Source organism: Methyloceanibacter sp. wino2 (assembly GCF_003071365.1).
Taxonomy (GTDB): domain Bacteria; phylum Pseudomonadota; class Alphaproteobacteria; order Rhizobiales; family Methyloligellaceae; genus Methyloceanibacter.
The window spans coordinates 1,276,158-1,289,161 of the sequence record NZ_CP028960.1 but is presented as its reverse complement, the minus strand read 5'-3'; the positions used below and the strand labels follow the sequence as shown (position 1 = coordinate 1,289,161).

The following is a 13,004-nucleotide window of genomic DNA, read 5'->3' as shown; positions in this document are numbered from 1 at the left end:
ATGTTCGGAAAGAGAAACAGCACCGGGGCACAGGTCAGCTCCACGCCAGCGCCCCAGCAGGGACCCACCGCGGTTCCCAAGGCGCCACCAGTGGCCGCGCCCGACGTCCCCCCTCCGCCAACCGAGCGGAGTGAAGCGCCGTCCCCTGCAGCGCCGGCCCAGAAGGTGCCCGTGGAGGCCGCGCCGGCGCCGCGCAAGGCGCCGGAGTCCAAGCGGTCCGAGGAGTATTACGACGTCAAGACGACGGTCTTCAACGCGCTGATCGATACGATCGATCTTACCCAGCTCGGAAAGCTGGACGCCGAGGCGGCCCGTGAGGAAATCCGCGACATCGTCAGCGAGATCGTGGCGATCAAGAATGTCGTCATGTCCATCGCCGAGCAGGAAGAACTGCTCCAGGACATTTGCAATGACGTGCTGGGCTATGGCCCGCTTGAGCCACTGCTCATCCGCGATGACATTGCTGACATCATGGTCAACGGCGCGGAGACGACCTACATCGAAGTGAGCGGCAAGGTCGAGGCGGCGTCCGTCCGCTTTGCCAGTAATGCGCAGCTCATGAATATCTGTCAGCGGATCGTCAGTCAGGTCGGCCGACGCGTCGACGAGTCGAGCCCGATCTGCGACGCGCGGCTGCCCGACGGTAGTCGCGTGAACGTGATCGCGCCGCCGCTGGCGATCGATGGTCCGACCCTAACCATCCGCAAGTTCAAGAAGGACCGGCTGACCCTCGACCAACTGGCGCGGTTTGGCTCGATCAGTCCGGAAGGCCAGACGCTTCTATCGATTATCGGGCGGGTGCGCTGCAACGTCGTCATCTCCGGCGGCACGGGCTCCGGTAAGACGACCCTGCTCAACTGCCTCACCGCCTATATCGACCAGGACGAGCGCGTCATCACCTGCGAAGACTCGGCGGAGCTTCAATTGCAGCAGCCGCACGTGGTCCGGCTCGAGACACGCCCGCCAAACCTGGAAGGCGAGGGCGAGGTCACGATGCGCGATCTCGTCAAGAACTGCCTTCGCATGCGCCCCGACCGCATCGTCGTCGGCGAGGTGCGCGGCCCGGAGTCTTTCGATTTGCTCCAGGCCATGAACACGGGTCATGACGGCTCGATGGGAACGTTGCACTCCAACAGTCCACGCGAATGCCTGAGCCGTTTGGAGAGCATGATTCTCATGGGCGGGTTCAACCTCCCGGCCAGGACCATTCGCGAAATGATCACGTCGTCGATCGACATTATTGTGCAGGCCTCGCGGATGCGCGACGGCAGCCGCAAGATCACGCACATCACCGAGGTCGTCGGTCTCGAGGGCGACGTGGTGACTCTCCAGGATCTGTTCGTCTACGACCTCATGGGCGAGGACGCCAACGGCCGCATTGTCGGTCGTCACCGCTCGACCGGAATCGCGCGCCCGATGTTCTACGACAAGGCCGTCTATTTCGGCGAGCATCAGCGCCTAACTGAGTGTTTGGCTTCGGCCGAGGTCGCCGACGAGAACGGCCGCCCGCTGGGAGAGAAATTTGTTACCGCCTGAGCTCATTCAGTTCGCTGCCATCGCTCTGGCCGCGCTCGCCGTCGGCGGTGTGGTCTATGTTTTGGTGATGCCGTACCTCAGCGGCGAACGCAATGTGGACAAGCGCTTCGAAGTCGCCGCCAAAGGGCAGACATCGCTGCGTCAACGGGCCGCCGTGCCGCAGCAGCTGCAAACCCGACGCCGGCAGGTTCAGGACACACTCAAGGACATTGAAGCCAAGCAGAAGAAGCAAAAGCGACCGTCGCTGCGGGTGCGGCTGATGCAGGCCGGGCTGAACGTCAAGCCACGGGTCTATTACATCTTCTGCGCAATCATGGCGCTTCTCGGTGGGCTGGTCTTTCTCCTGTCCGGACTTTCGCCGATCGTGTCGCTGCTCGGCATGGTGGTTTGTGGGATCGGCTTGCCGCGGTGGCTGCTGTCCCGCCGTATCCGCTCGCGCCAGGCCAAGTTCCTGACCGAGTTCGCCAATGCGATCGACATCATCGTGCGCGGCATCCGGTCCGGTCTTCCGCTAACGGATTGCATGGAGGTGATCGCGTCGGAATCGCCCGAACCGGTTCGCAGCGAGTTCGTGGAACTCGTGGAACAGCAGCGCATCGGCATTCCGCTGCCGCGGGCGTTCGAACGCCTGTATGAGCGTGTGCCGCTCCAGGAGGTGAGCTTCTTCTCGATCGTCATCGCCATCCAGTCGCAGACCGGCGGCAATTTGGCCGAGGCCCTGTCGAATCTGTCGGGTGTGCTGCGGGACCGCTACAAGATGCAGGCCAAGGTCAAGGCGCTCAGTGCCGAGGCCAAGGCGTCCGCCATGATCATCGGCGCTCTGCCGCCGCTCGTGATGGCGGCTGTCTATTTCATTTCGCCTGACTACATCGCCCTGCTTTGGACCCGGAAGATGGGGCAGGTCATGCTGATCGCGGCGGTCGTATGGATGCTCATCGGCATTCTGGTCATGCGCAAGATGATCAACTTCGAGATCTGACGAACGGACAAGCCATGTCGATCATTATGGATTTCGTGACCGACCCGAAGGCTGTCGTGGTGCTCCTCACCGCGATCGCGGCCTTCGCCACGGTTGCCTCGCTGATCATGCCGTACTTTGCCGGCGACCGGTTCGGTGCGCGCATGAAATATGTCTCAAGCGAGCGTGACAAACTTCGGGCCGAGCGCGTGGCAGCGATGGCCGACGAGAGCCGTCAGGCCAGGCTGCGCCGCGAGCCGAAGAGCTTCATGAAGCAGGTCGTGGAGAACTTCAATCTCAGCAAGGCGCTCGAAACGGACTCGACGCGGGACCGGTTGAAGATGGCCGGCTTTCGCGGTCAAGCGCCGGTCGTCGCGTTCCTGTTCTTCCGGGCGGCGTTGCCCTTCGCCGGCTTCACGGTCGCGTTCGCCTATCTGTTCTTTGTGAACGATTTCGGTCTGCCCATGATGGCGCGGCTTGGGATCTCGATCGGCGGGGCGTATCTCGGCTTCTATTTCCCGGACATCTTCATCAGCAATCTCATTCAGCGCCGGCAGAAATCCATCACGAGCGTGTTCCCGGACTCGCTGGATCTGCTGCTGATCTGCGTTCAGGCCGGCATGTCCGTGGAAGCGGCCATGAACAAGGTCGCTGGCGAGATCGGCACGCGCTCCATCGAACTGGCCGAGGAGTTCAGCCTCACCACGGCCGAACTGTCCTATCTGCCGGAGCGGCGCCTTGCCTATGAGAACCTTGGCAAGCGCACGGGCCTTGCGGCCGTGAAGGCCGTCGGTACGAGCCTGATCCAGGCGGAACGATACGGAACGGCCGTGAGCGAGGCCTTGCGCGTTCTGGCGCAGGAAAGCCGGGACATGCGCATGTCTCTTGCCGAAAAGAAGGCCGCGGCGTTGCCGCCGATGCTTACCGTGCCCATGATCGTATTCTTCCTGCCGGTGCTGTTCGTCGTCATTCTCGGACCGGCCGGCATTCAGGTCATGGACAACTTCCGCCAGTAGACCGCGACGCGGCGCCTGGACGGGTCTGCCTTCCGGAGCGGGCACCGCACCGGGCGGGACAGAAGGGCGCCCACAAGAAAGGCGCTCCGAAGAGCGCCTTCCCTCGTTTCCCTCAAAACTTTCGCTAGGCCTGCGGCGGTCCCCAGGGGGCTCTATCGCGACGACGACTTGGAGAACGTCGAGGTGCCGGGGCTCGATGCTTGCGCGACCTTCGGCGGTGCGGAGACCACTTCCTCGACCGGCTTGACCATCTGGACCGTCGGCAGCGGGCGCGCCTGCAGGGGGCTCGCCGCCGCGACGCTAGGCGCGGCCGGCTTGGCGGGGGTGCTGGGGCCGAAGGGCGACCAGCCTTGGTCGGCCTGCGCCGGGGCTTGCGGTTCGGCGGCGGCAACCGCGGTCGGCTTGGAGAGCATGTTCTTCAAGTAAGCCACGCTCCTTTTGGCCTGGGTCTCGCCGACGTCGACGGCGGCCACGTCCTTGGCCTCGTTGTATTTGCCCTGGACACCGAGAACGAGCGCGAGGTTCTGGCGCAGGCGCTTGTCGCTGCGACCATCTTTCTCGGCTTTGCGAAGAAGGGTCTCGGCCTGCTTGGCCTTGCCGTCCAGCGTGTAGGACAGCGCCAGGTTGTTGATCACGGATGTCGAGTCAGGCTTCTGCCGCAGGGCTGCCTGATAGTATTGCTGGGCCTTGGCATGGTCGCCCCTCTTGGCGGCGAGCGTGCCCTGAGCCGAAAGCGTCTTCCAGTCTTTGACGCCTTTCTCCTCGGCGGTCTGGAGCGCCTTAGTGGCGACGCTGACCTGGCCGGTCTCTAGCGCGACCTTGCCGATTTCGGCGGCAAGTTCCGGATTGTTCGGATTGGCCGCGTAGGCGGTCTGCAACACTTCGAAGGCGCGCTTCTTGTTGCCCAGTGTCCGCAGCGCCGCGGAGTAGCCGAGCGCGTTGCGCGCGTTGGTGGTGTCCTTGTTGTAGGCGTCGTTCCACTTGGTCGTGGCCTCGAACGCCTCGGCGGCGGTCATCTGCACTTCGGGCGGTTTCTTCTTGAAGAGGCCGAGCCCGCTACTGGCGAGTCCGCCGCCCATGCCTCCGCCGGCGTGACCGCAGCCGCCAAGAAGTACCGCTGCGGCGGATGTGGCCAGCAGCGCTATCAGCAGTGAATGTCGCGGAGAGTGGTTGCGGACCATAGGTGTGACTGTCCCCGGCGGGCGAGGGTCGGTGCGCCCGCTGTTTCTGGCATGCTTTGTTGAGTGTCATGATGTGGGACAGATGTATAAAAAGTCTTAACCATAAGGCGGCGCACGCGCCGGCTTGCGCACCAGCGCCTCGACGGCTGCCGATCCGCGGGCTCGCGCACGGCTTTCGATGAGAAGGCGGTCTAGACCAACTCGCGCTCGCGCATTTCGGCGTCCGCGCCCGCCAGCCACTCGGCCATATCGGGCAACGCGTAGATCGCGTCTATGTAGTCGGCGGCCGTACCGTCGTCGCCGAAGTCGGCGAGAGGAACGCCATAGGTACGGAAGCGCGTCGCGACCGGCGCATACATGGCGTCGGCATTCGTGAAGCCGCCGAACAGCAGCGGTCCGCCCTGGCCGAAGCGCGCTCGTGTGTCCATCCAGATGGCGACCACCCGGCGGATGTTGTTCTCCAGGGTCTCGCTGAGCTCCGGCATCGGAAAGCGCGAAATAAGATCCATAGGCATGTCGTTGCGCAGAGCCTGAAAGCCCGCATGCATCTCCGCGGAGACGCACCGTGCCGCGGCGCGCGCGGCGGGATCCGCGGGCCACAGCCCGGCATCGGGATATTGCTCGGCGAGATACTCGACGATCGCGAGGCTGTCGTAGATCACGCCGAGATCGGTCTTGAGGGCCGGGACCTTGCCCGAAGGCGAGCGCTTGAAGATCTCGGCCTTGCTCTCGGGCATCCTCAGGCGGACGCGGTCCTCGTCGAACGGAACCCCGCAGGCTTTCAGCGACAACCAGGGGCGCAGGCTCCACGACGAGTAGTTCTTGTCGCCAATTACCAACGTGTAGCCCGTACCGGTCATCGTTCCGCCTTCCGTCGTTGTCATGTTTCCGCTCCCCTGCCATTAATGCGCGGCCCCTTCAAGACTCATCCGGGATTTTTCATGCAAACACACGTGACCTCGCTCGATCCTTTGCGCCAAACGCTCGAAGAGCTGCTTCTGGAGCCCGGCTCGCCGTCCATTCCCATTGAATTCATCACTTCGGGAGAGGACGTATCGCGGCTCGGCGCCCACGCGGTCCGCTGGGTCGAGGCGCGGGGATGGAAGCCCGCGCAAGGGTCGGTGCTTCTGGTCCCCGACGAGACGGGCGCGATCGACAAGGTTCTCTTGGGCACGGGCGGATCCGATTGGGCGGAGCGTGAGCCCATGCTCACAGGCGCTCTCCCCGGCGTGCTGCCGGCGGGCGACTACCGCTTTGTTGGGGATTTGCCCGATCCCGATCTGGCGGCGCTTGGCTTCCTGAAGGGCTGCTACCGGTTCACGCGCTACAAGTGCGGCGGCACGGGCGACGTGAAACGCCTGGTCCTGCCGGAAGGGGCGGATCGCGCGCACGTCCTGGCGCTGGCAGAGGCGGTCTATCTCGGGCGCGACCTGATCAATACGCCAGCCAACGATCTGGGGCCGGCCGAACTCGAAGCCGTTGCGCGCGATATTGCCAAGACCTTCGGCGCCTCCATCAAGGTCACCGAAGGCTCGACCCTGCTTGCGGACAACTTCCCGATGATCCATGCGGTCGGCCGCGCAAGCAACCGGGCCCCGCGCCTGATCGACCTTCATTGGGGATCGGAAAGCGCGCCGAAGGTCACCATCGTCGGCAAGGGCATTTGCTTCGATACGGGCGGGCTCAACCTGAAACCCGGCAACGCCATGAACCTGATGAAGAAGGACATGGGCGGCGCCGCCGCGGCGCTCAGCTTCGCGGTGATGGTGATGCGCACCAAGCTGCCTGTCCGCCTGCGCGTCATCATTCCGGCCGCGGACAACTCGGTCGCGGGCAACGCCTTCCGGCCCGGCGACGTGCTGCCCAGCCGCAACGGGATGACGGTCGAGATCGGCAATACCGATGCGGAGGGCCGATTGGTGCTGGCCGACGCGCTCAGCCTCGCCGACGAGGAGGCGCCCGACTATCTCGTCACCTTCGCGACATTGACCGGCGCCGCGCGCGTGGCGCTGGGTCCCGACCTCCCGCCGTTCTACTCAACCGATGAGGCCTTCGCCGAGGGCATGATCAAGGCGGCGAGCGCTGTCGGCGATCCCGTCTGGCGCATGCCGTTCTGGGCGCCCTACGACAAGATGCTCAAGAGCAGCATCGCCGACGTCAACCACATTTCCGACGGCCCGTTCGCGGGGTCGGTGACGGCGGCCCTGTTCCTCAAGCGTTTTGTGAAGGACGCCAAGCGGTATGCCCATCTCGACATCTATGGCTGGGTCCCGCGCGACCAGCCCGGGCGGCCGCGTGGTGGCGAGCCGCATGCGGCGCGCGCGTTGTACGAGTACTTTCGCGGAGAACTGAACGCGTGACGAAGCTCGATCCACGCCGGCATGCCTTCCGCGACGATCTCGCGGCCGAGAGCTTGCGTGGCGTGGTCGACGCCGGCCGCTATGTGCAGGGGGAGCGCCGGCAGGTCGCGGCCAGCACCTTGCCGCTGCGCCGTAAGCCGCGTGACGATGCCAACCTCGATACCGAAGCACTGCACGGCGAAACCGTCATGGTCTTCCACGAGGCCGACGGCTGGGCCTGGGTCCAGCTCGATCACGACGGCTATGTGGGCTATGTGCCGAGCGAAGGGCTCGGCAGCATGGGCGCGCCGGCGACCCACCGCATTGCGGCGCTTCGCACCTATGTCTTCCCGGAGCCGGACGCCAAGGCACCCCCGCAAGGGATGCTCAGCCTGAACGCGCGCGTGAGCGTGACCGAGGAGGGGGGGCGTTATGTCCCGCTCGAGACCGGCGGCTTCGTCTATGCCAGTCATATCGTACCCGTCGGCCATCAGGCGCCGGATTTCGTTGCAGTCGCCGAAGGCTTTCTCGGCGCGCCTTATCTCTGGGGCGGGCGCACCAGCGTCGGCCTGGATTGCTCCGGGCTCGTGCAGCTTGCTGCCGGGGCCGCCGGTCATGTGTTGCCGCGCGATGCGGATATGCAAGAAGCCGAGGCGGGCGAGCCTCTCGACATCGCGGGCGGCGCCGGCCTCCAGCGCGGCGATCTCATCTTTTGGGAAGGCCATGTAGGCATCATGACCAGCGCCGACGAATTCCTGCACGCCAACGCCTATCATATGGCGGTGGAACGGGAGCCCTTCGAGGAAGCCCGGCGGCGCATCAAGGACGCAGGGTTCGAGGTCACGAGCGCGCGACGTCTCGCCGCCAAGCTCTAACCTGCAGCCTCAGGTGGAAACGGCGTCGGCGGGTGTGGTCTCGAGTTCGAAGGCCGCCGCCAGCAGCGCCTTCGTATAGTCCGTCTTTGGATTGGCGAACACTTCCTGCGAGGGGCCTTGCTCCACCACTTTGCCGTGCCGCAGTACGATGATCGAGTTGGCCAGCGCGCGCACGACTTTCAAATCGTGACTGATGAAGAGATAGGCGAGCCGATGCTTCTTCTGGAGATCCCGCAGCAGGTCGACGATCTGCGCCTGCACGGAAACGTCGAGCGCCGATGTCGGTTCGTCGAGGATCAAGAATTTCGGCTCCAGCACGAGCGCGCGGGCAATGGCGATACGCTGGCGTTGACCGCCGGAAAATTCGTGCGGGTAGCGGTCGCGGACCTTCGCATCAAGCCCCACTTCGGTTAGCGCCCTTGCCACCCGCGCATCGCGGTCCTCGCGCGAGATGTCCGGATTCTGGATCAGCAAGCCTTCCTCGATGATCTGTCCGATGGACATGCGCGGGCTCAAAGAGCCGTACGGGTCCTGGAACACGATCTGCAGATCCTTGCGCAAGGGGCGCATCTGTTTCGAGTTGTAGCCGTCGATGCGCTGGCCGAGATAGACGATCGGACCGTCGGACGAGATCAGGCGCAGGATCGCCTGGCCGAGCGTCGTCTTGCCCGACCCGGACTCGCCGACCACGCCCAAGGTCTGACCTTCCCTGACATCCACATCGACGCCGTCCACCGCTTTGACATGGCCGACCGTCTTGCGCAGGAAGCCGCGCTTGATCGGGAACCACACTTTCAGGTCGTCCGTCTTGAGGATCGTCTTCGCGTTGGCGTCGGCCGGCGGCGGAGAGCCTTTCGGCTCCGACGCGATGAGATGCTTGGTGTAATCGTCCTTCGGGTGCTCGAAGATGTCTTTGGTCAATCCATGCTCGACGATCTTGCCGTGATGCATCACGCAGACATGATCCGCCATCTTGCGCACGATTCCGAGGTCGTGGGTGATGAGCAGCATCGCCATGTTGAACTCGGCCTTGAGCTGCAACAAGAGCTCGAGGATCTGCGCTTGGATCGTCACGTCGAGCGCGGTGGTCGGTTCGTCAGCGATCAGGAGGTCCGGTTCGTTGGCCAGCGCCATGGCGATCATCACGCGCTGGCGTTGCCCACCCGACAGCTGGTGCGGGTAGGAGCCGAGCCGCTCCTCCGGCTGTTGGATGCCGACCTTGGTGAGAAGATCGAGAATGCGTGCGCGCGCCTTCGCGCCGGTGATCCCCATATGGATCCGCAGCACCTCTGCGATCTGCTGCTCGATCGTGTGGAGCGGATTGAGCGAGGTCATCGGCTCCTGAAAGATCATGGAGATCTGATTGCCGCGCACATGGCGCAGGCCCTCAGGCGGCAACGCCAGGAGGTTCTCGCCTTTGAAGTAGATCGCCCCACCCGGATGCGAGGCCGCGGGGTAGGGGAGCAACTGGAGGATCGATAGGGCCGAGACGGTCTTGCCTGATCCGGACTCGCCCACGAGCGCGAGCGTCTCGCCGTGGTCGATCTCGAACGAGACGTCCTTCACCGCGTGGGTCACCTTCTCGCCCGCGCGGAAATCCACACAGAGGTTGTCGACGGTCAGAAGAGTGGGCTTATCGGTCATGAGGTCGCTCGATGAGGTTCGTCCGTCGTGTCGGCGCAGGCGGTGCACTCGACCTCGACCGTCGCGTGATCCAGATTGAATTTTTCCTTCAGCCGCGCCTTCACGCCCTTCACGACCATGTCGATCTCCGCCGCGTCGTCGATGACCGCGTGCAGCGTCGCCATACGGCGCGACTGGGTGATGGACCAGACATGGACATGGTGGACTTCGTCCACGCCGGGCACATTGTCCACGAGGTCCGGCGCAATCTCGCGCGTGTCGAGTTCCTGCGGCGCGCCCTCGAGCATGATATGCGCCGACTCCGTCACCACGAACCAGCCGCTGCGCAAGATGATTACCGCCACGAGGATCGACAGCAACGGATCGATCGGCGTCCACCCGGTCAGCATGATCACCGCGCCCGCGATCAACGCGGCCACCGAGCCAAGCAAGTCGCCGAGCACGTGCAGCGCCGCGCCGCGTACATTGAGGTTCTCCCGGTCGGCGCTGCGCAGGAGCAGGAACGACACGATATTCACGAGTAGGCCGGCGACGCCGATAACGACCATGATGCCGCCCGCCACATGCGCCTCACCTGCCAATAGCCGGGTGATTGCCTCGTAGACGATCCAACCGGCGATCACGAACAGCGCCAGGCCATTGGTGAACGCCACCAGCACCTGAAAGCGGTCGAAGCCATAGGTACGCTTCCAGTCGGCGGGACGCCGCGCCAGCCGGAACGCAAACCATGCAAGTCCGAGCGCTGCGAAATCGGTCAGCATGTGCCCGGCATCGGCGATCAGCGCCAAGGAGTTGGCGATAATGCCCCCGGCCAGCTCGACGACCATGAAGCCGCCCGTCAGCAGGGCAGCGATTCCCATGCGGGTTTCGTTCTTGGCGTTCACCGTGTGGCTATGGTCGTGCGAACCGTGCATGGAGTCCCCTCAGGTCAGCGTCTTGCGCGGATCGAGCGCGTCGCGCACCGCCTCGCCCACGAAAATCAAGAGGCTGAGCATGATGGCGATCACGAAGAAGGCCGTAAGCCCGAGCCACGGCGCCTGGAGATTGTCCTTGCCTTGGGCCAGCAGTTCACCGAGCGACGGCGATCCCGGCGGCAATCCGAAGCCGAGGAAGTCCAGCGACGTCAGCGTGGTGATGGAGCCATTCAGGATGAAGGGCATGAAGGTCAGCGTGGCGACCATGGCGTTCGGCAGCAGGTGCTTGAAGATGATCTTCAGGTTGGGCAGCCCCAGCGCCCGCGCGGCCGTGACATATTCGAAATTGCGCGCACGCAGGAACTCGGCCCTGACCACGCCAACGAGGGCAACCCAGGAGAAGGCCAACAAGATGCCGAGCAGGATCCAGAAATTCGGTTCGATCACCGCCGCCACGATGATCAACAGATAGAGTTGCGGCACGCTGGTCCAGATCTCGATGAAGCGCTGGAATATGAGATCGGTCCAGCCGCCGAAATAGCCCTGTATCGCGCCGGCTGCGACGCCGATGATGGTCGAGAAGACCGTCAGCACCAGTCCGAACAGCACGGAGATGCGGAAGCCGTAGATGATCCGCGCGACCACGTCGCGGCCCTGATCATCGGTGCCGAGCCAGTTCCACTCGAGACTGGAATTGCAGGGGTGGAAGCCCTTCTCGACGGCGAGCTCGCAATCCTTGTCGGTGAGCAGCCAAGTCGGCTTCACCGGAAACGCCATCGGCGGATTCTTGTTCTGCGTATTGTACGAGAAGCGGATCGGCGGCCACAGCATCCAGCCGCCCTTCTCGGTGATCAGCTCCTGTACGACGGGGTCGCGATAATCCGCTTCGGTTTCGAAGATGCCGCCGAAATCCGTCTCGGGGTAGGCCTGGAAGATCGGCCAATAGAGTTGCCCCTCATACTCGACGAGGATCGGCTTGTCGTTGGCGATGAACTCGGCGAACAGGCTGATCACGAAGAGGAACAGAAAGATCCACAAGGACCAGTAGCCGCGCCGGTTGGCCTTGAAGGTCTGCCAGCGGCGCTTGTTCAGCGCCGAAACCCAAGCCCGCGGCTGCGGGATGCCTTCCGCCGCGACTTCTTCTGTGACGCTGACGTCTGTTGGCGCGTCCATCAGACCTCCCGCGTCTCGAAGTCGATGCGCGGATCGACCCAGGTATAGGTGAGGTCGGACAGAAGATTGATGAGCAGTCCGAGCAGCGAGAAGATGTAGACGGTCGCGAACACGACCGGGTAGTCGCGATTGACGATGGACTCAAAGCCGAGCAGTCCCAGCCCGTCCAGCGTGAAGATGGTTTCGATCAGCAGCGAGCCGGCGAAGAACGCCCCGATAAACGCGCCCGGAAATCCGGCGATCACGATCAGCATGGCGTTGCGGAAGACGTGTCCGTAGAGCACCTGTCGCTCTGTCAGCCCTTTGGCGCGCGCGGTGGTGACATATTGCTTGCTGATCTCTTCCAAGAACGAGTTCTTGGTGAGGAAGGTTGTCGTCGCGAAAGCCGACAGCGCCATCGCGGTGAGCGGCAGCACCAGGTGCCAGAAATAGTCGGCGATCTTCGCGTACCAGGGCAGGGACCAGAAATCCTCGGAGACAAGGCCTCGCAAGGGAAAGATCTGCAAGAAGGACCCGCCTGCGAACAGCACGATCAGGAACACCGCCACCAGGAAGCCTGGAATGGCGTAGCCGATGACGATCACGCTCGATGTCCAAACGTCGAAGCGGGTGCCGTCTTTCACAGCCTTGCGGATGCCGAGCGGAATGGAGATCGAGTACGAGATGAGCGTCATCCAAAGTCCGAGCGAAATCGAAACCGGCATGCGCTCGGCGATAAGTTCCAGCACGCTCGTGTCGCGGAAGTAGCTCTCACCGAAATCGAAGCGCATATAGTTCCAGATCATCTGGCCGAAGCGCTCGTGGGCCGGCTTGTCGAAACCGAACTGCTTCTCGAGGCTGGCGATGAACTCGGGGTCCAGCCCTTGCGCGCCCCGGTATTTCGACGAGGCGCCGCTCACGTCGCCGCCCGGCATGCCCTGCTGACCGCCGCTTCCGGCAAAGTCGCTGCCGCCGCCGCTGAATTTCGCGGTCGCGCCCGCATCTGTGCCGGTCAGCTGCGCGATCAGCCGCTCAACGGGCCCGCCCGGCGCAAACTGCACGATGACAAAGGTCACCAGCATGATGCCGAGCATCGTTGGAATGATCAGTAAGAGTCGGCGAAGGATATAGGCGGCCAATTGTGTCGGGCTTCCCGTCGCTGCGCTGCCGATTGCAAAGGAGTGCCGACGCTCAGCCCAGGAGGGCCGGAGGATCGGCATTTGCAGCCTTTGCTTACTGGATTCTGGGGGCGAACGGAACCCGACAGAATGCCCAGAATTGTTGCAAGTTGGTAAGGCTAGGCGGTGAGGCGCCAAAAGGGCGGCCTGCCGGGCCCAGGGGGCCACCTCCGTGGGACGGCGCGCGGTGGACCGGCAGGCCGCCCTCGAC

The 13,004-nt window shown here is 63.8% G+C and carries 11 protein-coding genes; 5 read left to right on the top strand and 6 right to left on the bottom strand.

Annotation, left to right across the window (positions count from 1 at the left end; all coding sequences use genetic code 11):
* From DCY11_RS05980 to DCY11_RS05970, 3 genes are read left to right on the top strand one after another with little or no spacing between them, the layout of a single operon-like run.
* The gene (locus DCY11_RS05980; RefSeq protein WP_108681871.1) at positions 1 to 1,536 is read left to right on the top strand and encodes a CpaF family protein; all 1,536 of its coding nucleotides are present in this window, start codon (positions 1 to 3) and stop codon (positions 1,534 to 1,536) included.
* Complete coding sequence (locus tag DCY11_RS05975; protein ID WP_245409464.1) at positions 1,523 to 2,515, top strand: type II secretion system F family protein; 993 nt, start codon at positions 1,523 to 1,525, stop codon at positions 2,513 to 2,515. Before DCY11_RS05980 ends, DCY11_RS05975 begins: the two co-directional genes overlap by 14 nt.
* A gap of 14 nt (positions 2,516 to 2,529) precedes the next feature.
* Positions 2,530 to 3,510: a type II secretion system F family protein gene (locus tag DCY11_RS05970; RefSeq protein WP_108681869.1), complete on the top strand. Its 981-nt coding sequence runs from the start codon at positions 2,530 to 2,532 to the stop codon at positions 3,508 to 3,510.
* A 152-nt stretch (positions 3,511 to 3,662) separates the two neighbouring features.
* On the opposite strand, the gene DCY11_RS05965 is transcribed toward DCY11_RS05970, so the two are convergent.
* Positions 3,663 to 4,589: a tetratricopeptide repeat protein gene (locus DCY11_RS05965; RefSeq protein ID WP_159079837.1), complete on the bottom strand. Its 927-nt coding sequence runs from the start codon at positions 4,587 to 4,589 to the stop codon at positions 3,663 to 3,665.
* Positions 4,590 to 4,882: 293 nt separating this feature from the next.
* Positions 4,883 to 5,575 carry a glutathione S-transferase family protein gene (locus DCY11_RS05960; protein ID WP_245409463.1) on the bottom strand — a complete coding sequence of 231 codons (693 nt, stop codon included), beginning with the start codon at positions 5,573 to 5,575 and terminating at the stop codon, positions 4,883 to 4,885.
* A gap of 57 nt (positions 5,576 to 5,632) precedes the next feature.
* Here DCY11_RS05960 and DCY11_RS05955 point away from each other — a divergent pair, with 57 nt between their 5' ends.
* On the top strand, positions 5,633 to 7,051 hold the full coding sequence (locus DCY11_RS05955; protein WP_108683698.1) for a M17 family metallopeptidase: 1,419 nt from the start codon (positions 5,633 to 5,635) through the stop codon (positions 7,049 to 7,051).
* The gene (locus tag DCY11_RS05950) at positions 7,048 to 7,905 is read left to right on the top strand and encodes an NlpC/P60 family protein (protein ID WP_108681865.1); all 858 of its coding nucleotides are present in this window, start codon (positions 7,048 to 7,050) and stop codon (positions 7,903 to 7,905) included. The genes DCY11_RS05955 and DCY11_RS05950 overlap by 4 nt, the downstream gene beginning before the upstream one ends.
* A gap of 9 nt (positions 7,906 to 7,914) precedes the next feature.
* On the opposite strand, the gene DCY11_RS05945 is transcribed toward DCY11_RS05950, so the two are convergent.
* Genes DCY11_RS05945 through DCY11_RS05930 form a run of 4 tightly spaced genes read right to left on the bottom strand, consistent with a single transcriptional unit; the run spans position 7,915 to position 12,754 of the window.
* Positions 7,915 to 9,549, bottom strand: a complete 1,635-nt coding sequence (locus DCY11_RS05945) for an ABC transporter ATP-binding protein (protein ID WP_108681863.1) — start codon at positions 9,547 to 9,549, stop codon at positions 7,915 to 7,917.
* Positions 9,546 to 10,463 (bottom strand): cation diffusion facilitator family transporter, encoded by a 918-nt coding sequence (locus DCY11_RS05940; protein ID WP_108681861.1) that lies wholly within the window; start codon positions 10,461 to 10,463, stop codon positions 9,546 to 9,548. The genes DCY11_RS05945 and DCY11_RS05940 overlap by 4 nt, the downstream gene beginning before the upstream one ends.
* 9 nt (positions 10,464 to 10,472) lie before the next feature.
* Positions 10,473 to 11,636: an ABC transporter permease gene (locus DCY11_RS05935; RefSeq protein ID WP_108681859.1), complete on the bottom strand. Its 1,164-nt coding sequence runs from the start codon at positions 11,634 to 11,636 to the stop codon at positions 10,473 to 10,475.
* Entirely contained in the window at positions 11,636 to 12,754 is a 1,119-nt protein-coding gene (locus DCY11_RS05930; RefSeq protein WP_108681857.1) for a microcin C ABC transporter permease YejB, read from the bottom strand. Before DCY11_RS05930 ends, DCY11_RS05935 begins: the two co-directional genes overlap by 1 nt.
* Positions 12,755 to 13,004 lie beyond the last annotated feature (250 nt).